Annotated in this window: 23 protein-coding genes; 5 read left to right on the forward strand and 18 right to left on the reverse strand. The window is 67.5% G+C overall.

Features of this window, described 5'->3' with window-relative positions; genetic code table 11:
• Window positions 1–16 precede the first annotated feature (16 nt).
• Entirely contained in the window at window positions 17–778 is a 762-nt protein-coding gene (locus AC3WP6_RS08455; RefSeq protein ID WP_492627279.1) for a prephenate dehydrogenase/arogenate dehydrogenase family protein, read from the forward strand.
• A gap of 15 nt (window positions 779–793) precedes the next feature.
• On the opposite strand, the gene AC3WP6_RS08460 is transcribed toward AC3WP6_RS08455, so the two are convergent.
• The 5 genes from AC3WP6_RS08460 to AC3WP6_RS08480 form a co-directional block, all read right to left on the reverse strand.
• Window positions 794–1,135, reverse strand: a complete 342-nt coding sequence (locus tag AC3WP6_RS08460) for a hypothetical protein (protein WP_492627280.1) — start codon at window positions 1,133–1,135, stop codon at window positions 794–796.
• A 36-nt stretch (window positions 1,136–1,171) separates the two neighbouring features.
• Window positions 1,172–1,735, reverse strand: coding sequence for a hypothetical protein (locus tag AC3WP6_RS08465; RefSeq protein WP_492627281.1), 564 nt, complete (start codon window positions 1,733–1,735; stop codon window positions 1,172–1,174).
• 96 nt (window positions 1,736–1,831) lie between these two features.
• Window positions 1,832–2,566, reverse strand: a complete 735-nt coding sequence (locus AC3WP6_RS08470) for an RNA polymerase sigma factor (protein WP_492627282.1) — start codon at window positions 2,564–2,566, stop codon at window positions 1,832–1,834.
• 100 nt (window positions 2,567–2,666) lie between these two features.
• Window positions 2,667–3,395, reverse strand: coding sequence for a GTP cyclohydrolase I (gene folE / locus AC3WP6_RS08475; protein ID WP_492627283.1), 729 nt, complete (start codon window positions 3,393–3,395; stop codon window positions 2,667–2,669).
• 40 nt (window positions 3,396–3,435) lie between these two features.
• On the reverse strand, window positions 3,436–4,335 hold the full coding sequence (locus AC3WP6_RS08480; RefSeq protein WP_492627284.1) for a patatin-like phospholipase family protein: 900 nt from the start codon (window positions 4,333–4,335) through the stop codon (window positions 3,436–3,438).
• Window positions 4,336–4,466: 131 nt separating this feature from the next.
• On the opposite strand from AC3WP6_RS08480, the gene AC3WP6_RS08485 reads away from it, so the two are divergent.
• Window positions 4,467–4,868 (forward strand): GFA family protein, encoded by a 402-nt coding sequence (locus tag AC3WP6_RS08485; protein ID WP_492627285.1) that lies wholly within the window; start codon window positions 4,467–4,469, stop codon window positions 4,866–4,868.
• A 78-nt stretch (window positions 4,869–4,946) separates the two neighbouring features.
• On the opposite strand, the gene fabB is transcribed toward AC3WP6_RS08485, so the two are convergent.
• From fabB to hemN, 13 genes are all read right to left on the reverse strand, one after another.
• Window positions 4,947–6,155, reverse strand: a complete 1,209-nt coding sequence (gene fabB / locus AC3WP6_RS08490) for a beta-ketoacyl-ACP synthase I (RefSeq protein ID WP_492627286.1) — start codon at window positions 6,153–6,155, stop codon at window positions 4,947–4,949.
• Window positions 6,155–6,670 carry a 3-hydroxyacyl-[acyl-carrier-protein] dehydratase FabA gene (fabA, locus tag AC3WP6_RS08495; protein ID WP_492627287.1) on the reverse strand — a complete coding sequence of 172 codons (516 nt, stop codon included), beginning with the start codon at window positions 6,668–6,670 and terminating at the stop codon, window positions 6,155–6,157. Before fabA ends, fabB begins: the two co-directional genes overlap by 1 nt.
• 143 nt (window positions 6,671–6,813) lie before the next feature.
• Complete coding sequence (locus AC3WP6_RS08500) at window positions 6,814–8,244, reverse strand: L-aspartate oxidase (RefSeq protein ID WP_492627288.1); 1,431 nt, start codon at window positions 8,242–8,244, stop codon at window positions 6,814–6,816.
• Window positions 8,241–9,266 (reverse strand): quinolinate synthase NadA, encoded by a 1,026-nt coding sequence (nadA, locus tag AC3WP6_RS08505; protein WP_492627289.1) that lies wholly within the window; start codon window positions 9,264–9,266, stop codon window positions 8,241–8,243. Before nadA ends, AC3WP6_RS08500 begins: the two co-directional genes overlap by 4 nt.
• Before the next feature lie 135 nt (window positions 9,267–9,401).
• Window positions 9,402–10,643, reverse strand: coding sequence for a hypothetical protein (locus AC3WP6_RS08510; protein ID WP_492627290.1), 1,242 nt, complete (start codon window positions 10,641–10,643; stop codon window positions 9,402–9,404).
• Window positions 10,624–10,866, reverse strand: a complete 243-nt coding sequence (locus tag AC3WP6_RS08515) for a DUF2249 domain-containing protein (RefSeq protein ID WP_492627291.1) — start codon at window positions 10,864–10,866, stop codon at window positions 10,624–10,626. Before AC3WP6_RS08515 ends, AC3WP6_RS08510 begins: the two co-directional genes overlap by 20 nt.
• A 109-nt stretch (window positions 10,867–10,975) precedes the next feature.
• Window positions 10,976–12,205 (reverse strand): alginate export family protein, encoded by a 1,230-nt coding sequence (locus AC3WP6_RS08520; RefSeq protein ID WP_492627292.1) that lies wholly within the window; start codon window positions 12,203–12,205, stop codon window positions 10,976–10,978.
• Between the two features lie 181 nt (window positions 12,206–12,386).
• On the reverse strand, window positions 12,387–12,962 hold the full coding sequence (locus tag AC3WP6_RS08525) for an SCO family protein (RefSeq protein ID WP_492627293.1): 576 nt from the start codon (window positions 12,960–12,962) through the stop codon (window positions 12,387–12,389).
• Between the two features lie 259 nt (window positions 12,963–13,221).
• A complete protein-coding gene (locus tag AC3WP6_RS08530) occupies window positions 13,222–13,983 on the reverse strand; it encodes an SUMF1/EgtB/PvdO family nonheme iron enzyme (protein WP_492627294.1) in 762 nt (253 codons plus the stop codon).
• Between the two features lie 2 nt (window positions 13,984–13,985).
• On the reverse strand, window positions 13,986–15,509 hold the full coding sequence (nirK, locus tag AC3WP6_RS08535) for a copper-containing nitrite reductase (protein ID WP_492627295.1): 1,524 nt from the start codon (window positions 15,507–15,509) through the stop codon (window positions 13,986–13,988).
• A 194-nt stretch (window positions 15,510–15,703) separates the two neighbouring features.
• Entirely contained in the window at window positions 15,704–16,255 is a 552-nt protein-coding gene (locus AC3WP6_RS08540; protein WP_492627296.1) for a cytochrome b, read from the reverse strand.
• A 75-nt stretch (window positions 16,256–16,330) separates the two neighbouring features.
• The gene (locus AC3WP6_RS08545) at window positions 16,331–17,101 is read right to left on the reverse strand and encodes a helix-turn-helix domain-containing protein (RefSeq protein ID WP_492627297.1); all 771 of its coding nucleotides are present in this window, start codon (window positions 17,099–17,101) and stop codon (window positions 16,331–16,333) included.
• Entirely contained in the window at window positions 17,098–18,498 is a 1,401-nt protein-coding gene (gene hemN / locus AC3WP6_RS08550; protein ID WP_492627298.1) for an oxygen-independent coproporphyrinogen III oxidase, read from the reverse strand. Before hemN ends, AC3WP6_RS08545 begins: the two co-directional genes overlap by 4 nt.
• A gap of 159 nt (window positions 18,499–18,657) precedes the next feature.
• Between hemN and AC3WP6_RS08555 the strand changes: the two genes are divergently transcribed.
• The 3 genes from AC3WP6_RS08555 to motB all read left to right on the forward strand — a co-directional run bounded on the left by AC3WP6_RS08555 (window position 18,658) and on the right by motB (window position 21,439).
• Window positions 18,658–19,467, forward strand: a complete 810-nt coding sequence (locus AC3WP6_RS08555; RefSeq protein WP_492627299.1) for a methyltransferase, TIGR04325 family — start codon at window positions 18,658–18,660, stop codon at window positions 19,465–19,467.
• 77 nt (window positions 19,468–19,544) lie between these two features.
• The gene (motA, locus tag AC3WP6_RS08560) at window positions 19,545–20,414 is read left to right on the forward strand and encodes a flagellar motor stator protein MotA (RefSeq protein WP_492627300.1); all 870 of its coding nucleotides are present in this window, start codon (window positions 19,545–19,547) and stop codon (window positions 20,412–20,414) included.
• A complete protein-coding gene (motB, locus tag AC3WP6_RS08565) occupies window positions 20,411–21,439 on the forward strand; it encodes a flagellar motor protein MotB (RefSeq protein ID WP_492627301.1) in 1,029 nt (342 codons plus the stop codon). Before motA ends, motB begins: the two co-directional genes overlap by 4 nt.
• Window positions 21,440–21,481 lie beyond the last annotated feature (42 nt).

A 21,481-nucleotide genomic window follows, 5' to 3' on the forward strand; every position in this document is an offset into this window, starting at 1 on the left:
GTTTGCGGAGCCCTCCATGATTTTTGCCCTGTTCGGCTACGGCCGCTTTGGTCGTGCCTTTGCCGACTTGCTCGGCCAAACCGGCCACACCGTGCGTGTAATCGACGCACAGGCCGACGTGCCCGCCGCGCTTGCCGGCGGGTCGCCGGCTGCGGCCCTGGACGGCGCCGACTGGGTGGTGCTGGCAATGCCGGTGCCGCATCTCGAAGCCGCCCTGCGCGAGCTGCGTCCCTTGCTGACGCCGCAGCACACGGTGATCGACGTGGGCAGCGTCAAACAGCATCCGTGCCAGCTGCTGGACACCTACCTCGGCGCGGCCATCCCGCACGTGGGGACGCATCCCCTGTTCGGCCCGCTCAGCATTGCCCGCAACGAACCGCGGCGCACCGTGATCTGCGCCAGCGCCCAGCACCCGGAAACGGCAAGCCGCACCCGCGCGTTGTTTGCTTCACTCGGCTGCAGCGTGATCGACAAGGACCCGGCCGAACACGATCACGCGATGGCGAAAACCCACGCACTCGCGTTTTTCATCGCCCGTGCGCTGGTGGAAATGGGCGTGGGTGACGACCTGTCGATGGCGCCCCCCTCGTTCCTGGGCCTCGCCAACATGCTGGCGGCAGTGCGCGGCGACGCCGGGCATCTGTTTGCGGCGATCCAGCGCGAAAACCCGTATGCCGGCGCCGCGCGTACCGAGTTGATCGAACACCTGGAACGCATCCACGCCCGCCTCGTCGCCAGCGACGATGCGATGCCGATACCGCCACCGACCGGCGCCTGAATCCGCCAGCCGGCGTCAATGCGCGATCAGCGACACCACGCCGGTGCCGCCCGTTGGCACCACGGGCGCCGCGTCGGCTGCGGTTTCCAGCGTCTGCAGCAAGCCATGCAATTCCTGCTGCAAGGCTTCCCAGGTCTGTTGCCAGCGGTCTGCATGCGGTTTCGCCAGCGCAAACCGCTGCAGGCTGCTGCGCACCTGTGCCAGGCGCGCCGTCAACGCATCGCGCTCAGCCAGCACGGCTTCGTAGTCGGCCTTGCCGACCAGCTGCACCTTGCGATCCTGGCACACGCCGATACACGGCTGCGGCGCCTCGATCTTGCCGCAGCCGATGCATTGCCACGCAGTGATGTACTCCATGCCGATTGCCTCGCGAAAGCGGTTGTCGATGGCGGGTCAATGAGTGTGCGGCGTGCCCCAGCCGGGCGCCGTGAAATAATGCGGATAGGCCGCCACCGCCGTGTGCATGGCGTCGATCGGTTGTCCGTCCTGCGGCGCGGCCTTGAAACGACATGGGGACGCCCCGCAATGATGCGGCACGCTCCCACGACGACGCTTGACCAACGGCAAATGGCGGTGCGTGAGGCCGCGGCAACGTGCCGCGGTCGCCTGAGCCAGCCAGGCGTGCACGCGCCGCACCAGCCCGCGTGCCGCAAACAACTCCACGCGTCCCAGCGGGATCCGGTCGCCCGCATCGCGGCCATCCCAGGTTTCCGCGATCCGACCTTGCTCATCGATCAGGAAATCAGCCGGCATCAGGTGGGAGGTTTTGAGGCCGGCCAGCCCGACGATGCGCAGGCCCCTGATCAACGTCAGAAGCGGGTAAGCCTCGCCTTGAGCTTGCCCCAGCACGAAAACCGCCGCACGCCGTAGGCCGTGTACAGCGCGGAATCGTGGTCGGCGATCACCGAGAACGGACGCGCCGGATCGCGGAAAAAGCTGAGCAAGGTGCGCGCCCATTGCTCCCGACGTTCGCCGCGTGGCCGGCCACGTCGGTCTGCGTCAGCTCGGGCGCTTTGTCGGGAGCTGTCAATCGCACTTCACATGACCCCGGTGTCAATCCTGATGATGTCCACCGGCAATCAGACCTTCCGCCCGGGCTTTGGCCAGTACGCCAACCACCATGCGATCGCACCGCGCGCCGTCGAAGGCAAAGGCATCGCGCAGCGTGCGGTCGACCACGCTACCCAGCGCCTCGCGCATCAGCTTGCGCGCGCGGAAATAGCGCGTGCGCACCGTGGCCTCGGGAATATCCAGCGCCCGCGCCACCTCTTCCACGCTCATCTCCTCGACGCCGCGCAGCATGAACACCGCGCGAAACGCTTCCGGCAAGGCGTCAATGCGCGACTCCAGCAGCTCGCGCAGCTGCACGGCGGCGATGGCGCGTTCCGGGCTGTTGCCATGGGCGTCGGTCACGGCGGAGCGGTCTTCAAGCTCGTTCATGACGTCGTCCAGCGGCACAGACGTGCCGCGCACCTTGCGCAAGCGGGCCAGCGCCGCATTGGCCACGATGCGCACCATCCAGGTCGAAAGGCTGGCTTCTGCGCGAAATGACGGCAGCGCACGCCAAGCCTGCAGATAACCGTCCTGCAAGGCATCCTCGGCGTCCGCATCGGTATGCAGGATGCTGCGCGCGGTGCGAAACAGGCGCCGGTTGTAGCGCCGCATGATCGTGGTAAAGGCGGTTTCGTCGCCCGCCGCCGCCTGCTGCGCAAGCTGCGTCTCGTCGCTGGCTGGCGTCGGCGCGGCCGCGGCCTGCAAGGCGTCTGCTGTGTCTGTTGATTTGTTCATGGCGCACGCATGTTGCCACGGCCATGCTCAACGCCGTGCATGCATGGTCATTGGCTCTGGATGACGACCGTGTCCGGGAAGGTAAAGTGCGCATGGATACTTACGCTGCCGGCCGGCCGACCTGCGCCAGGAATTCGCGACGCAGTTCGGCGTCGTGCACCAAGGCGCCGCGCATCACCGTGTTGCGCATTGACGAGGCGTCGTCCTTCACGCCGCGCCAATGCACGCAGAAATGGCTGGCCTCCATCAGCACCGCCAGGCCGTCGGGCTTGACCCGCCGTTCGAGTTCATCCGCCAGCATCACCACGGCCTCTTCCTGGATTTGCGGCCTGCTCATCACCCAGTCGCACAGGCGCGTGTATTTCGACAGGCCGATCAGCTCCGACGACGGGTTCGGCAACACTCCCACCCACACCTTGCCCATGATCGGGCACAGGTGGTGCGCGCAGGCGCTGCGCACGGTGATCGGGCCCACCACCATCAGCTCGCCCAGGTGCGCCACGTTCGGGAAAGTGGTGGCGGTCGGCGCCGACTGATAGCGGCCGCGGAACACTTCGTCGAGATACATCTTGGCCACCCGCTGCGCCGTTTCGCGCGTGTTGTGGTCGTGGGCGGTGTCGATCACCAGCGATTGCAGCACCGCCTGCATCTTGCCCGCGACTTCCTCGCGCAGGGCGTCAAGCTCGCCGTCTTCGATGAAATCGGCAATGTTGTCGTTGGCGTAGTAACGCTTGCCGGCGGCAACGAGACGCTGGCGGATGCGCTCCGCCACGCTGGTGTCGGCCAGTGCATTGGTCTTGCGCACCGCCACGGGAACCGTTCCGAACATCTAGGGCACTCCTTGTTGGAAAGCAAAAGGGGAAACACGCTCAGCTCACCGGCTCGCAACGGCCGGCCGCCGCCGCGGATGGCCGGTCGCGATGTGCCAACGGCACATGCAGAGGGCCAGCGCTGGCCAGTCCGCCGGAAGCGATCCATGCGCGCGTTTGCGTTACCGCTCGTTCGATCAATGCCGCGGTGTGGGAAAAATCGAAAACGGATACGTCGAGCGGGCACAACGGCGGCACCACGGTGATGCGCGCTGCCGCCGCGTGGCGCTCGATGTCACGATCAAGCTGGCGCATGTTCTGCAAGCCCAGTACATGCAGCGCGAGCGCCGCCATGTTGTGCGGCGGTTCGGTCAGCGCGCAGCTGGTGCCGGTCGGCAGCACCAGGATGCGCTCGGCGCCAAGCGCAATCGCACTGGTGATCGGGGTGTTGTTGCTGACGCCGCCATCGACCAGCTGGCGCCCTTCCCACGCCACCGGCGGAAACACGACCGGGATCGCGGTGCTCGCCATGAGCGCGGTCGCCACGTCGCCGCGCGAAAGCAGCACGTCTTCGCCGCTCAGGATGTCCGTCGCCACCACGTGCAGAGCAACCGGCGCCTCCTCGATGCGGCGCATGCGCAGGCTGCGGCACACGATATCGCGCAGTGCGGCGGGCTCCACCAGATGATCGCGGCTGAATACCAACGCCTTGAGCCCGGCCCACAACGTCAGCGGAAACACATCGCGGCGTTGCAGGCTGCGCCACAGCGCGACCAGTCGCGCGGTACCCGCCGGGGTCGGGTCATCCGCGTAGAACGCGCCATTCAGCGCGCCCACCGACGCCCCGACAATCAGCTCAGCCGTGACGCCGGCCTCCGCCAATGCCAGCAGCATTCCGGCCTGCACCGCGCCGAGGCTGCCACCACCGCTGAGCACCATGGCTGTCTTGTGCTGACCCATTGCATCCTCCGGCACCGGCTTGCACCCGCTGCTTACTGTCCATTGGATGCGCTCAGGAGCCGTGGTGTTCCCGCATACACGACAACGTCGTCATGGCGCATGCTGGGCGCCCTGCAAACCGAGGTTTCGACATGATTCCCAGCTACCGCGGTTCCTGCCTGTGCGGCACCGTCCGCTACGAAGTCAACGGCAGTTTCGACTACTTTTACCTCTGCCATTGCGACTACTGCCGCAAGGACACCGGCTCGGCGCATGCGGCCAACCTGTTCTCGACCACGGCTCAGCTTGCATGGTTGGCTGGCGCGGATCGGATCGCCAGCTTTCGACTGCCAGGCACCCGCCACGCGCGCAGTTTCTGCTCGGTATGCGGCTCGGCGTTGCCCATGCAACAGGGTCGGCTGCTGGCAGTGCCGGCAGGCAGCCTGGATGATGTGCCTGCGCTATCGCCGCAGGCACATCTGTTTACCGCCAGCCGCGCGGCCTGGGATCACCAGCTGGAAACGCTGCCGGCGTTTGCGCAATTGCCGACCTGACCCGGAGCGTGGGCGGCAGAAACTCAAGCAGCTGCGGCTGCGCCGTTTTGGCCTGCCTGGTTCCTGCCGCCCACGTCCCTAGACCCGTGCAAACACCAGCGTGGCGTTGGTGCCGCCAAAGCCGAAGCTGTTGGACATGACGGTGTCGAGCTTCGCTTCGCGACTCTCGCGCAGGACGGGGAAACCCTGCGCGCGCTCATCGAGCGCCTCGATGTGCGCCGAGCCGGCCATGAAGCCGTCGCGCATCATGAGCAGGCTGTAGATCGCCTCGTGCACGCTGGCGGCGCCGAGTGAGTGGCCGGTGAGCGCCTTGGTGGACGACAGCGGCGGCACGTCGGTGCCGAACGCCTTGCGCACCGCGTTCAATTCCACGATGTCGCCGAGCGGGGTAGCGGTGCCGTGGGTGTTGAGGTAGTCGATCGGGTGCGCGACGTTGGCCATCGCCATCTGCATGCAGCGCACCGCACCCTCGCCGGAAGGCGCCACCATGTCCTCGCCATCCGAGGTAACGCCGTAACCCACCAGCTCGGCATGAATGTGCGCACCGCGCGCCTTGGCGTGCTCGTAGTCCTCGAGCACCAGCATGCCGCCGCCGCCGGCGATGACGAAGCCGTCGCGGTTGACGTCGTACGGACGCGACGCCTGCTTGGGCTGGTGATTGCTGCCGGTGGACAGTGCACCCATCGCGTCGAACTGCGCGGTCATGCCCCAGTGTTCCTCTTCGCCGCCGCCGGCAAACACGATGTCCTGTGCGCCGTGGCGGATCAGGTCGGCCGCCGCGCCGATGCAGTGCGCCGAGGTGGCGCAGGCGGCGGAAATCGAATAGCTCAGCCCGAGGATGCCGAACGCGGTCGCCAGCGTGGCCGACACGGTGGAGCACATCGTGCGCGGCACCATGAACGGGCCGACCTTGCGCACGCCCTTCGCACGCAGCAGGTCGCCGGTCTCGATCTGCCAGCGCGCCGAGCCGCCGCCGGAGCCGGCGATGACGCCGGTGCGCGGGTTGCTGACCTGCGCCACCGCCAAACCCGCATCGGCAATCGCGTCGCGCATCGAAAGGTAGGCATACGCCGCGGCGTCGCCCATGAAGCGGCGCAGCTTGCGGTCGATCGAGGCATCCAGATCCACCTGCGGCACGCCGGCCACCTGGCTGCGCAGGCCGTGCTCGGCGTAATCCGGCTTGGCGACGATGCCGCTTTTCAGGTCGCGCAGCGCGGTGGACACCGTGTCGAGCGCATTGCCGAGGCAGGAGACGATGCCCATGCCGGTGACGACGACGCGGCGCATCAGAAGTTCTCCGTGGACTGGAACAGCCCCACGCGCATGTCGCTGGCTTCGTAGATCGGGCGGTCATCGACGAACGTGGTGCCGTCGGCGATCACCAGCGCAAGCTTGCCGCGCATCACGCGGCGGATGTCGATCTGGTACCGCACCAGTTTGGCCTTGGGCATGATCTGCCCGGTGAACTTGACCTTGCCCACGCCCAGTGCGCGGCCACGGCCCGGCTCGCCCAGCCACGGCAGGAAGAACCCGGAGAGCTGCCACATCGCATCCAGCCCGAGGCAGCCGGGCATCACCGGATCACCGATGAAGTGGCAGCCGAAAAACCACAGGTCGGGGCGGATGTCGAGCTCGGCCTTGATCTCGCCCTTGCCGTGCGCGCCGCCCTCGGTGGAGATGTGGGTGACGCGATCGAACATCAGCATCGGCGGTGCCGGCAAACGCGCGTTGCCGTCGCCGAACAATTCGCCGCGTCCGCAGGCCAGCAATTGTTCGTAGGTAAAGGACGAAGGACGGGACATGGCGCACTCGCAGAAAGATGATGAAGAAGTGTGAATGGTGCGTCACGGTACACGATTGACACCCGTCACCGGAACGCGGGCGTATGGAACGCCGCGCGCACGACAGGATGTCGCACGACGAAAGTCGCATGGCGCAACCACCCTCACATCGGGCAGCCGCGATCCTCGCGGTAATGCGCGCCGAGGCTCTCCTTGCGCACGCGCATGGCGCGCAGCAGGCGCTTTGCCAGGCGCATCTGCCAGCTCGTTTCCGCTGCTGCGCGGCAGATGCGCCACGCGTCACGCAGCACGGTGGATTCACGCACCGGGCCCGCCACGTTCCACAGCATGGTGCGCAGGGTGCGCACGCCTTCGGCATCCAGCGACGGCTCGCGCTCGATCCAGTGCCAGGCGCCGTCGCCCGGGGGCGGGATGGGCGATTGCGCAAGGTCGGCACCGGTGCGCCGACCGCCGGCCACGGCTTCCAGCAGCGAATTGCTGGCCAGCCGATTGGCCCCGTGCACGCCGTTGCAGCCCACCTCGCCCACCGCATACAGGCCGGGGAGCGACGTGCGGCCGTCCAGATCGGTCGCCAAGCCGCCCATGTGAAAATGCGCGGCCGGCGTGATCGGCAACGGCGTGGTGCGCGGATCGAAACCGTGTGCGAGACAGGCCGCCAGCACGGTGGGGAAACGCCGCTGCCAATCCCCTTGCACGTCCGTCGCATCGAGCAGCGTGGCGGCGCCTTCGCGCTGCACCTCCCACACGCGACGCGCCACGATGTCGCGTGGCGCGAGGTCGCCGAGCGGGTGCACGCCGCGCATCAGCGCGTGGCCGTCGCCATCGACGAGACGCGCGCCGGCGCCGCGCAGCGCTTCGGTCAGGAGCGGCAGGCGCTCGCCGCCGACGTCGAGCGCGGTGGGATGGAACTGCATGAATTCCAGGTCGCGCGGAAACGCGCCGGCCACGAGCGCCAGCGCCAGCCCGGCGCCGTTCGCGCCCGGCGGATTGCTGGTGCGTGCCCACAGCGCGCCGATGCCACCGGTGGCCAGCACCACCGCCGTGGCCTCGACCTCTTCGCTGCGCCCTGCCCCATCGCGCGTGCGCACGCCGGCAACGCGGCCGTCGTGCACCAGCAGCGCGTCGACGTCCACGCCATCGCGCCACTCGACATGGCCGGCCTGGCGCACGCGCGCCTGCAGGGCCTGCACGATGACGGCGCCGGTCGCGTCGCCGCCGGCATGCACGATGCGCGCGGCGTGGTGCCCGCCCTCGCGGCCGAGCGCCAGCGTGCCGTCAGCGGCGCGGTCGAAGGCCACGCCCTGCGTGGCGAGCCAGCGCACCGTGGCCGGCGCCTCGCCGCACAACCAGCGCACGGCTTCCAGCGAGTTGTGCTGCGCGCCCGCTTCCAGCGTGTCGCGCACGTGCGACTCCACGCTGTCGGCCGCATCCATCGCCGCGGCAATGCCGCCCTGCGCGAGCCAACTGGCGGCGCCGGCCGCGTCGCGGCTGAGCAGCAGCACGCGTGCCGGCGCCGCCGCCAGCGCGGTCGCCATGCCGGCCACGCCGGCGCCCACCACCACGATCGGTTTCACGCCGGCTCCCGTCTCCCGATCGCCAGCATGCGGTCGAGCGCTCGGCGCGCGCCGGCGATCACGTCGGCGGGAATCTCGATCGCGTGCTTCATCTCGCACAGTGCGGCGTGAATCTTCGGCAACGTGATGCGCTGCATGTGCGGGCACAGGTTGCACGGCTTGATGAACTGCGTATGCGGGAACTGCACCTTGAGGTTGTCGCTCATCGAGCACTCGGTGATCATCGCCACCTTTTCCGGCTGCTCGCGTTCCAGCCACTTGCCCATCGCGGTGGTGGAGCCGACGAAATCGGCCTCCTCCAGCACTTCCGGCGGGCACTCCGGATGCGCCACCACTTTCACCCCGAACGCCTCGCGCACATGGCGCACCTGCTGCGCGGTGAACTTCTCGTGCACCTCGCAGTGGCCGTGCCACAGGATGATCTTGATCCCGGTTTGCTTGGCCACGTGTTTGCCGAGGTATTCGTCCGGCAGAAAAATCACCGTGTCGCTGCCCATCGCCTCCACCACCTGTACCGCGTTGGCCGAGGTGCAGATCGCGTCGGATTCGGCCTTGACCGCGGCCGAGGTGTTGGCATAGCTCACCACCGGGACGCCGGGGTGTTGCCGCTTCAGTTCGCGCACGTCCTCGGCGGTGATCGAGGCGGCAAGCGAGCAGCCGGCTTCGAGGTCGGGGATCAGCACGGTCTTCTCCGGCGCGAGGATCTTGGCGCTCTCAGCCATGAAGTGCACGCCGCACACCACGATGATGTCCTCCTTGCAATCGGCCGCCGCGCGCGCCAGCCCGAGCGAATCGCCGACCACGTCGGCCACGCCGTGGAAGATCTCCGGCGACTGGTAGTTGTGCGCCATGATGACCGCGCCGCGCTCCTTCTTGAGCCGGTTGATGGCGTCGATCCACGGCAGGTGCAGCGGAATCTCCAGGCACGGCATCAAGGGTTCGAGTCGTGCGATGAGGTCGGCGTATTCGAGCTCCATGCCATCGCGCCATGAAGGCTTGGCAAACTGGGCAGTTTCGGACATGACGATCCTTCGAAGTGGGGAAGTCGCCGGCGGCGCGCGTCGTCGAAGGCCCCGTGCCGGCAGCGCGTCAGCATGCGTGTGCATCGCCGCCCTGCCCTTGACGCGCATCATTTGGCGAAGCGTTGGCGCAGCGGATCACTCACCGGCCATCGCCGTTCGTGCGAACCCGCGTGCGGCACGCAGCACTTGCCACAGCGTCGCCGCGTGCAGCGACCACACGCCGACCTGCGCCAACGCCGCCACGCGCAGCAGCCACGGTTGCGGCCAGCATGCGGCCAGCACCAGCAGCGGCGCAGCGACGTAGTGCGCGTGCAGCACCCGGCGCTTGCGTTCGTCCTCGGACAGGCGCTGCACGCCGGGGATGCGCGTGCCGCGCGGGATGCGGTGACGCAGGTCGATCCACGCCACAAAGGGCACGATCTCCATCGCCATGCCGCCCACCATCACCGGCAGGCCGACGCCGAACGCGAGCACGCCGGCCAGCACGCCGCGGCCGGCAAGCAGAGCGGCGATGGCGGCCAGCAACGCCAGCAAGCCGAACCGCCACTCGCGATACAGCAGGGTGCGCCGCGCCCGTGCCACCGGCCATTGCAACACCAGTGCGGTGGCGACGAAGGCCAGCGCACCTGCCGCCACGGCGCCGGCAAGCCACGCGCCGCCGCGCAGCGCATGCCATGCGCCCGCCAACGGCAACAGCAACGCCACTGCCGCGAGCCACGTGCCCTGCCCGCGCGCCGGCACCATGCGCGTGCCCTGGAACATCGGCATCGTCAGCCGCGCGACGGCGGCGATCAGCAGCACGATCCAGCCCAGCGCGCCGAAACTCGCATGCACGTCGACCACGCTCGGCCACCAGCCGTGCCCGGTGGCCAGCGCGCCCACCAAACCGGCGCCCAGCGCCGCGGTGAGCACGCCGTAGGTCACCGCCGTGCCGATACCGACGCGCAACAGCTTGTCGCCGGCGCCGACGACCAGCCCCGGCAAGGTCATCGCGGCCAGCCACAGAAAAGCCAGCGGCAGCAGTACGCCGGCGGTCAACAAGCCCGTGCGCGAGCCGGCAAGCAGGCCGAACACCAGCGCCAGCACCCCGAGGTTGAACACCGCGTGCAGATACGGCGCGCCAGCGCCCCAACGCACCGACGTGCTGCCGGCGACCGGCAAAAACTGCAGCAAGCTGCCGAACATGGCGTTGCCCAGCACACCGAGCGTCCACACATGCGTGATCGCCAGCGTCGCCGGCTGCCAGCGCGAGCGCAGCGCCGCATCGGCATCCACCAGCAGCAACAAACCGCCGAGAATGCCCCAGCACGGCATCGAGAGCAGGAAGCGCAACGGCAGCGCGGCTGCCGGCGCCTCGTCAAGCCGCAGCTTCGCCATCGCCGGGTCGGCGGATCACCACGCGCACGCTGCCGTCGGGCAGCGCCGGTTCGGGCTCGGCTTCGAAACCGAGCGCAGCCAGTTCCATCAGCAACGGCCGCGGCAGCATCGGCGCCAGCACGGCGACGCTTTCGCCGGGCGCCAGCCGGTCCGCCGCTTCCAGCGCACGCACCATCGGTTCCGGCGCCGCGAGCTGGCGCAAGTCGAGTTCATCGCAAGTCATCGCGTCATTGCATCGTTTGCCGGGCGGGCCGGCGCTGATGCAAGTCAAGCACATCAGGACCGCAGTGGGCGATTCGCGACGGACGCCCCGAACCCGGACGAAGCCCCGTTCAATCCAGCGCCTGGGTGCCCGCCCACTCCAGCTGCAGCCATACCTTCGTGTCGTCACGGCCAAAGCCGTCGGCCTGATAACGCGCGGCCTTGACCAGTGCGGTGACGCCGTAACCAAGCGGGCGCCCCACGGAAGCATCCCATTCGCTGCCATAACGGCCGCCGCGCACGGCGTGAAAGTCGTGCCACGCCACATTCCACGCGAGCTTGCCGGCCGCCGGCAGGATGCCGCCAACGGCGGCGTAGCGATCCTGCAGGCCGCCGACCGGGGTCACGGTGAACTGGTTGTCCCAGCCGTTGAACACGTGTGGCGAGGTCAGCGGTGTCTGCAAGGCGGTGCGACCGTCGCCGCCCAGGTGCTCCCAGCCGAGGCGCACGGTGATGCCGGAGAGCGTCAACGCCGGTTCGATCAGCCAGTAGTTGTGGGTGAAGTGCAAGGGGTTGTTGGCGTAATCGGTTTGCCGTGCGGCTTCGAGCTGCCAGCCAAAACCATCGCCAGCGGGCTTGCCGACCCAGCGCGCGCCGTAGGTGGCCGACGAGGCGGTACGCAGGTCGAGGTCTTCGTGCAGATAGGTGTAGCCCACCCACGACTGGCGCGCGCGTTCGTATTTGACATTGAGCAGGTGGGTATCCAGCCGACGCTCGCGCACCAGCGGGCTGAGCGCCTTTTTCGTCGCCGCGCGGTGCACGCGGTCGAGCCACGCGTAGCGCACCGTCCAGTCGCCCGCCGGATGCCAGGTGAGCGCCACCGCATCGAAGGTCTGCGGGTGCCGGCGCCACGCGGCGTCGTTCACCCAGCGCTGGTTGTCGAATACCAGCGCCTGGCGACCGGCGCTGAAACCGAAGGCCTGGTTCTGCCAGCCGATCCATGCCTGGCTGAGCTCGGCGGCCTGCGGGTCGCCGATCGCCGGATACTGCGTGTGGCCGTTGGCACCGCTGTTGTAGTGGTCGTTGGCCGCAGCCACGCCGTTGCCTTCGAGAAGGCCGCGCCAGCCGTTGTCGAACTGCGCGCGCAAGCCGAGCCGCAACCGCGCGGTATCGGCCTTGGCATCCTTGGCAAAGGCGTCGCTGTCCACTTGCTCGTGGCGCACGCGCAGGTTCCATTCCAGCTGCCATGGCGACGCGCTGGAGCTCCCGGCGGCAGCGGATTGCGCGCATGCGGCGGCCAGCGGCGCGAGGGCAAAGGCGGTCGCGCAGGCCAACGCCAGCGGTCGAAGCGATACTTTCATCGTGGGGTTCCGTCGTGGAGGCGCGCGCACTTTCCATGACCATCGCCGTGTGATTTTTGACGATCGTCAGTTCCGCAAAACGCATGGCGCGAGTGTGACAAGGCACCACACGCATGCAAAAGAAGAAGCCGCCATGTCGGCGGCTTCGTGCGACATATGCGGACGTCTGGACGTCCGTTTATCAGCGTTGTTTTCCCGCCAACGTCTGCCTGATCGCCGCCACCATCCCCGGATCCGCGCGGCCCATCCTGGTGGTGCGCGCCACGATGCGGCCTTCGGCATCGAGCAGGATCAGCTCGCTGGAATGGTTGAACTCGCCATCCGGCAATTGGCGGTACTGCAGGCCCAGCACGCCCGAAAGCTGGCGCACGTCGCCGGCCTTGGTACGCGCCAGCGTCCACGGCGGGGCGACGAGCTGGCGCTTGGCGGCGTAGGCGCGCAGCGCGGCCACGGTGTCGCGCTCGGGGTCGAAGCTCACGGCAAGCAGGTCGATGCGCGAGCGGTCGCCGGCGTCCAGCGTCTTCCACGTCTGGCGCAGGCTGTCGATGATGAGCGGGCACACCATCTGGCAGGAGGTGTAGAGCATCGTGACCAGCTGCGGCCGGCCGCGCCGCGCGGCCAGCGGCTGCGTGTGGCCGGCCTGGTCGGTGAACTGCACGTCGAGGTGATAGATGGAGTCGGTGGGCAACGGTTTGTTCTGGGCGATGGCGGGCGCGGTCGCGAGCATCAATGCCAATATCAGTAGCAGGCGTTTCATGGAGAGTCTCCGTAAGGAAGGCCGGGGGGGTCTTGCAGGAGCCCGCTCGCGGGCGATGCTTGGCAGGTTGAAAAACGAGAGTGGGCATTCTCTTGAGGCGTCACGCCGGGCTCGCCCCGTTACCGATGTCTGTCGAGTGCATCCCGCACTCGACAGACTCGCCGACGCCTGCGGCATCGGCTCCGCCGCGGCGCCACTGCGCGGCACCTTGCGTGGGGTCCATCCATGGGCCCCATCGCTCCATTCCGGTCTGAGGTAATCAGGGTTTTGCACAGCGAAACCCCACGTTGTTGGTGGTGTCCGCGGCCTTCAGCGCGGAGAGCATGGCGACGCGCATCAGCACGGCGTAGTTCTCTTTTTCCTGCAGGCTGACGGCACCGGCACCACAGAACTTCAGGACATCCGGGTCGTTCTGGTCGCGGCTGTCGCTGGCGACCAGCAGCGCGTTGAAGTCGTCGGCCCACTCCCATACCGGGTGGACGATGTCGCGCACGCCGTAGACGTTGGGCCGGCCGCCGATCACCGGCAGCGGCGCGCTCGACGGGCGCGAGTACCAAGCCAGGAGATCCTCACGCCACGCCGGGTCCTTGCGCGCATCGCGCCGCGTGGCGTCGGCAGCAGCCGCATATTCCCATTCGTACCAGCTCGGCAGGCGGGCGCCTTCACTGGCGCAATAGGCCTGCGCGGCGAACCAGCTCACGCGCGTCACCGGCTGGCGCGGCAGGACGTCCTTGCCCAGCTCGACCGGGCCAGCCCAATGGCTCAGGTAACGCTGGTCGGCGAGCACGCTGGCCACTTGGTCGCGCCGCCAACGCGGGTGAGTCTTGACGAAGGCGAGGAACTCGCCGTTGGTCACCGGCTCGGTGCGCAGGCGGAACGGCGCAATGGTGGCCCTGGCCGCCTTGCCGTCGGCCGGAATCACGCTGGCGAACTGCCCTCCGGGCAGGGCGGCGTAGTCCGCCGCCGCTGCCGGAAGGGCCAGCGCCATGCCGATCCAGGCCAGTACATGGCGCAGGCACATGCTCAGTGCCCCGCCGCCATCGGCTTGGCTTCCGCCCGCGCCTTGGCGACTTCCTCCTTGCTGTACTGGCCGCCGGCGTTGCCCCAGCTGTTGACCACGTAGGTGAGGATGTTGGCCACCTCATCGTCGGTGAGCTGCGCCATCGGCGGCATCACCGAGTCGTACTCCTTGCCGTTGACCTTGATCTTGCCGCTCAGGCCGTGGGTGACGATGCTCATCGCCCGCTTGGGATCGGCCGCGAGGAAGTCGGACTTGGCCAGCGGCGGGAACACGTTGGCCAGGCCCTGGCCGTTGTCCTGATGGCAAACCGAGCAGGTGCCGGTGAAGAGCTGCTTGCCGGCGGCAATCTGGTCCGCCCTGGTCAGGGTGCCGGCCGCGTGCGCCTTGGCCGCCACGGTCACCGCTTTGAGATTGGGCTCCGAACGGTCACCGAGGTACACCGAGTCCACTTCCTTGCCGGAGTACACCAGCTTGTTCTCCGGACCGTCGACCTTGAGGATGCCCAGCGCGCCCTTGTTGAACGCGCGGAAGATCGAGTGGTCGACCAGCACGTAGCTGCCCGGCACGTCGGTGTGGAACTCCACCATCGCTGCGCCGCCGGCGGGGATCAGCGTGGTCTGCACGTTGTGCTGGGTCACCGTGCCGCCCTCGGGCTGCACGCGGTCGAAGATCTCGCCGATCACGTGGAAGCTCGACACCAGGTTCGGTCCGCCGTTGCCGACGAACAGCCGCACCGTTTCGTTGGTCTTGGCGGTGAGCGCGTTGTCGCCGGTGAGCGCGCCTTCCTTGCCGTTGAACAGCACGTAGGTCGGGCGCTCGTCGATCGCCTTCTCCATGTCGAACGGCTGCAGGCCTTTTTCGCGGTACTTGCCGATGGTGTAGAAATCGCCCTGCATCACGTAGTACTCGTGATCGACCTTGGGCAGGCCCTCCGGTGGCTCGACCAGGATCAGTCCGTACATGCCGTTGGCGATGTGCATGCCGACCGGCGCGGTGGCGCAGTGGTAGACGTAGATGCCCTGATTCAGCGCCTTGAAGGTGAACTGCGAGGCATGGCCCGGCGCGGTGAAGCTCGACGCCGCGCCGCCGCCCGGCCCGGTCACGCCGTGCAGGTCGATGTTGTGCGGCATCTTGCTGTCCGGTGCGTTCTTCAGATGGAACTCCACCGTGTCGCCCTGGCGCACGCGGATGAAGCTGCCGGGCACGGTGCCGCCGAAGGTCCAGAACGTGTAGCTCACGCCTTCGGAAATCGGCATCTCCTTCTCCACCACTTCCAGCTCCACGATCACCTTCGCCGGATAGTCGCGATGGATCGGCGGCGGTACGTGGGGCGGGCTGGTGAGCACGGCCTTGATCGGCGCGCCCTGCGGCGGGCCGAAATCGGGCGGCGCCAGCATCAGGGGTGCGGGGGCGGCATGGGCGGAGGGGATGTCTGCCAGCAACGAACGCTTGTCGGGCGACCCGCCGCTGCAGGCGGCAAGCAGCAGCGTGGCGGTCATCGCGGCAGCGCACAGTACGGTTTTCATGGAGTTGCTCCTCGTGGTCCGGGGGCATGCTCCATGGCTGAACACACACGAAATTTGATCGCAATCAATTGCGTGAAGAGCTTGCTGCAAGTGCGTCAAGCGACCACATGCGGCAACCCGTCCAGCGCGGCGTGATGCCGCACAAACGCGAACGGCCCGCGCTTGCGGGCCGTTCGTCGGAGTTCAAGAAAGGCTTAGTTGCGACGCAGCATCATGCGCCGCATGGTGTCGTCGCGCGTCCAGTAGTGATGGAACAGCGCGGCCGCGGCGTGCAGACCGATGAGGTAGTAGCCGATGGTGCCGATGGTCTCGTGGATTTCCTCGAGTTGATGGCCAAGCGGCTTGTCCGCGGCGACCAGCGGCGGCAGCTCCAGCCCGAAGAAGGGAATCACCTGCCCCTCCGCGCTGAGCGTCATCCAGCCGAGGATCGGCATCACCAGCAGGAACAGATACAGCAGCAGATGCACCAGTTTGGCCAGCTTCTCCTGCGCCGCCGCCAACGGCGGATGGATGGGCGGGTTGGCGCCACCGCCCGCGCGCGCCAGCAGGCGGATCGGCAGCAGCGCCAGCACCGTCAGGCCGAGCATGAAGTGCCAGCTCTTCATGGCCAGATAGGCGTCGCTGCCCTTGGGGTAGATGCCGCGCAGCTCGATCAGCGCGTACACCGCGATGAGCAGCAGCAAGGTCAACCAATGCAAGGCGATCAACACGCCGCTGTAGTGCTTCGATGTGTGGCGAACGAACATGCCGGCTCCTCGTGGGCGTGGGTGCCGCCGGACTCGGCGGCCAGGGCAACGCATTGGAGCACACTGCCGCCGCGGTCAGTCGGCAAGCAGGTTTTTCCCCAATGCGCGCAGTGTTTCGGGCTGTTGCAGTACCAGAGCGCGGCCGCGCAGCACGATCAGCCCCTGGCTGCGAAACCGGCTCAGCGTGCGGCTCACGGTTTCCGCGGCCAGACACAGGTAACTGGCGATGTCGCCGCGCGACATCCCCAACCGGAATTGGGTAGCCGAAAACCCGCGTGCGGCATAACGGTCGCCCAAATCGACGAGGAACGCCGCCATGCGTTCGTCCGCGCTGTAGTCGCCGGACAACAACTGGCGCATGCCGAGCCGCTGGCCGATCAGGCGGAACAGGTGTTTCTGCACCGCCGGCTGGCGCGTTGCCAGCAGGCTCATGGCGGGAAACGAGAACCGGCAGAACTGCGCGTCTTCCAGCGCGATCGCGTCGCACGGGAACTGCGCGGGATAGATCGCGTCCAGCCCGATCACCTCGCCCGGCAGATAGAAACCCAGCACGTGCTCGTGGCCGTCCTTGTCGAGCTGGCGGGTCTTGACCGCACCCGAACGCACCGCATATACCGCCTCGAACACGTCGCCTTGGTGGAACACCGCGTCGCCCGCGCGGTACGGGCCCAGGTGCTCCATCAGGCGGTACAGCGGCGACAGCTCGGGCAGGCCGTAGCCGACCATCGCGCATGCGCTGGACAGCGCGCAGGTACGGCAGAAATCCGGCGCACTGACGGCCGCCGGCGCTTCGGTGCGCAATGCGCGCTTGGCCACGGGACGCACCTCTTGCAGGGCGACGCTCATATCGTACGCGAGAATCGCCGCGGCGCCGCTTCGCGCCCCAGATAGGCGTCGAAACACATCGCCACGATGCGCAGCAGCAGGCGCCCGCGTGCGGTGACCGTGATCGTGTCCGCGTCCAGCCGGACCAGGCCGTCGTTCGCCAGTGCGCGCAGGCGCTCCAGCTCGGCGGCGAAGTACTCGGCAAAATCCACGCCGTGCTGCGCGCCGAACGTCGGCATGTCCAGCTCGCCGTGGCACATGAGCTGGCCGATCGCCTCGCGCCGTACCAGGTCGTCGTGGCTCAGCGCGATGCCGCGCGCGATCGGCAGCCGGCCGTTGTCGATGGCGGCGTAGTAGCCGGTGAGGTCGCGCGCGCTCTGGCTGTAGCTGTCGCCGATGCGCCCGATCGCGCTCACGCCAAGGCCGACGATGTCGCAATCGCCGTGGGTGGAATAGCCCTGGAAATTGCGCTGCAGCGTGCCGGCCTGCTGCGCACGCACCAGTTCGTCGTCGGCGCGCGCGAAATGGTCCATGCCCACGTAGACGTAGCCGGCCGCGCCCAGGCGTTCCAGCGCACGGCCGATCAATGCCAGCCGCGTCGCCGGGCTCGGCAGGTCCGCCGCCTCGATCTGGCGCTGCGCCTTGAACATCTCCGGCAGGTGCGCGTACGCGTACACCGCCACGCGGTCGGGCGCGAGGCCGATCACCTCGTCCAGTGTGCGGTCGAACCCGGCCACCGTCTGCTTGGGCAGGCCATAGATGAGGTCGACGCTGGTCGAGCGGAAACCGTGCGCCTTGGCCGACTCCAGCACCTCGCGCGTCTGCGCCACGCTCTGGATGCGGTTGACCGCCGCCTGCACCGCGGGGTCGAAATCCTGGATGCCGACCGAGATGCGGTTGAAGCCAAGCTCGCCGAGCGCGGCGATGTAGTCGGCATCCGCAAACCGCGGGTCGATCTCGATGCCGAACTCGCGCGTGCGCGCATCGCCGAAATTGAAATGCCCGGCAAGCACGCCCATCAGGTCGCGCATGCGCGGCGCATCGAGGAAATTCGGCGTGCCGCCGCCGAAGTGCAACTGGGTCACCTGGCGGTCGCGGTCGAACAGTTTCGCCACCAGCTCGATCTCGCGGTACAGGCGTTCGAGGTAACGATCCGCCTTGCCGACGTCGCGCGTGATGATGCGGTTGCAGCCGCAGTAGAAACACGGGCTGACACAGAACGGCACGTGCACGTAGATCGACAGTGGGCGCGGAATCGGCTCCTCGTTCGACGCCTGGATCACCGCGCGCAACGCCCGCTCGTCGAACCCGGCGTGGAACTGCGGCGCCGTGGGGTAGCTGGTGTAGCGCGGCCCGGCCACGTCGTAGCGCGAGATCAGCGCGGGATCGAACTCGGGGATCTGGATGGCGGCGTTCATGGTGCCAGTCTCCGCAAGCCGCAAAAACCCGCGATTGACCGGCATCAAATCCGCAAATGGTTGAGCGGGAACGTTTTGTCGCAGGCAACAACGGCAATGCGAGAGCGTGACGCCGCCTATAGACTTGCGGGCGCTGTACCTCGCTCCAGGAGCCACCCCATGAGCCTGCGCGGCATCGCGATGGAAACCTTGAAATTGCCGCCGTTCACGCCGCTGGCAAAGCTGCTCTATCGGCACCAGTTTGCGCGCCAACGCCACGGCAACCACTACCTGGGCGTGTTTCCCAGTTACGCCAGCGCACTGGCGGCCGTGCCGGCGGCGCTCAAGGCCAGCTACGACCAGCCGCAAGCGGCCGCCCAATACCGCTACCGCACACGCCAACTCGCCATTGGCGACTATCCGACCCTGTACTGGCTGGAACAGCTGCTGCACCGGAACTGCCGGCGGTTTTTTGACCTGGGCGGCCACATCGGCGTGGCGTATTACGCCTTTGCGCGCTATCTCGACTACCCCGGCGACATCACTTGGACGGTAAGCGACATGCCAACCACGATGGAAGCCGGGCGCGCCTGGGCGGCCGAACACGACGCCGCGCACCGGCTGGCATTTGCCGCCGACAAAAACGCGGCAGACGGCCAGGATGCCCTGCTGGTGCTGGGCGCGCTGCAATATTTCGACTTCGACCTGCCCGCATGGCTCGGCACGCTCGCCGCACCGCCGCGCCACCTGATCGTGAACAACTCGCCGATGCACGACCACCACGATTTCCACACCCTCCAGAACATGGGCTTCGCCTGCCTGCCCTACCACGTGCACGCGCGCCCGGCCTTCATCCGCGCCATGGGCGAGTTGGGCTACCGCGTGGTCGACGCCTGGCGCTGCGAAGAGCGCGAATGCCGCATCCCGTTTGCCCACGACCACGACGTCGAGGGCTACAGCGGGTTCTATTTCAGCCGCGCAAACAACTGAGCGACCCCCACTCAACTTTTCCCGTCACGGCCCGATAACCCGGAAGGCGCAGGAAGTCGTCTCCCCGGAAATCAAACATGCTGGTAATGGTTGGCTCGCTGATCGTGCTCGTTTGCGTGCTGGGCGGGTACCTCCTCGCGCACGGCCAGTTGCTTGCATTGTGGCAACCGTACGAGTTCATGATCATTTTTGGCGGCGCGCTGGGCGCGTTCATCACCGCCAACCCGTCCAAGGTGCTCAAGGCCGCGGCGCACGAGATCGGCGCGCTGTTCAAGGGGCCGAAATACCGCAAGGAGGATTTCGTCGACCTGCTTTCGCTGCTGTACGACATCTTTGGCGTGATGCGCAAAGACGGCCTGCTCGGCATGGAGTCGCACGTCGAGGATCCATACGCCAGCACCGTGTTTTCCGCCTACCCGCGCCTGCTGCGCGAACACCATCTGGTCGAGTTCATCACCGACTGCCTGCGCCTCATCATCGGCGGCAACATGGAGCCCCAGGAGCTCGAAGCGCTGCTTGACGCTGAAGTCGAAACCCATCACGCCGAGGCCGAAGTGCCCTCGCAAGCAGTCATCACCATGGCCGATTCCCTGCCCGGATTTGGCATCGTCGCCGCCGTGCTCGGCATCGTCACCACCATGGCCAACCTCAGCTCCGACACCTCGGAAGTGGGTGCGCACGTGGCCGGCGCGCTGGTCGGTACCTTCCTCGGCATCCTGCTTTGCTACGGCTTCATTGGCCCGCTCGGGGCGGCCATGGAAGCACGGGCGCGTGAGGACGGACGTGCGTTCGAATGCGTCAAGGTCGGACTGCTGGCCAACCTGCGTGGCTACAACCCGAAAGTCTCGGTCGAGTTTGCGCGCAAGGTGCTGTCGGCGAACAAACGCCCGACATTCCAGGATCTTGAAACGCACCTCAAGGGCGACCACGCCGGAGCCGGGGCATGAGCGACGACGGCGCCGGCCCCACCGTCATCGTCAAGCGCGTCAAGAAAAGCAGTGGCGGTCACCACGGCGGCGCGTGGAAAGTGGCTTACGCCGACTTTGTCACGGCGATGATGGCGTTCTTTCTGGTGATGTGGATCATCGGCGTCGGCACGCGCCAGCAGAAGGCAGCCATCAGCGAATACTTCCGCAACCCGAGCGCCAAGCCCGGCACCGCCACCGTCGCACCGCCCAGCCGGGACGGTCCCGGCGGCGCGAGCGACGCGATGATCAAACTCGGTGGCGCGATGGATCTCTCGCACGGCCCCGGCAAGGACCGCCACAACGGCCCGGCCGGCACCATGAACAAGAACGCCATCGAAAAAGCCGCGCGCGAAGAAGATCGCAAGCGGCTCGAAGCATTGAAGGAGGAGCTGCACGCGGCGATCGAAAAGAGCCAGGCATTGGCCCCCTTCAAGGATCAGCTGCTGCTCGACATCACCCCCGAAGGCCTGCGTATCCAGATCGTGGACAAGCAGAATCGGCCGATGTTCGACTTGGGCCGCGCCCATCTCAAGGATTACACCCGCATCATCCTCACCGACCTTGCGGGATTCATCAACAAAGTGCCCAACCACATCAGCATCACCGGCCACACGGACGATGCGCCCTACAGCAGCGACAATGGCTACAGCAACTGGGAGCTCTCCAGCGACCGCGCCAACGCTGCCCGCCGCGCGCTGCTGGCTGGCGGCCTGCAAAACGACAAGGTGGTGCGCGTGGTTGGCCTGGCCGCCTCGGTGCCACTGGACAAGCAAAACCCGGCCGACCCGATCAACCGGCGCATCAGCATTATCGTGATGACCAAGCAGGCCGAACGCGCGGCGCTGTCGCGCGACGTGGTCAACACGGCATCCCCGACACCGGCTTCACCGGTGACCACCACGGTCACGCCCGGCCCAACCGACGCCTCGCGCGCACCGCCCACCGCCAGCGCCATCGTGTCGCAGCTGCCCGTGCCTCCCTTGATCCGCCCCGCCCGGGGTTGAACTCCGGCTGGCGGCAGCTTCCGTATCGGCTTGCCGGGCCAG

This window comes from Rhodanobacter sp. FW106-HT46G03 (assembly GCF_058789895.1).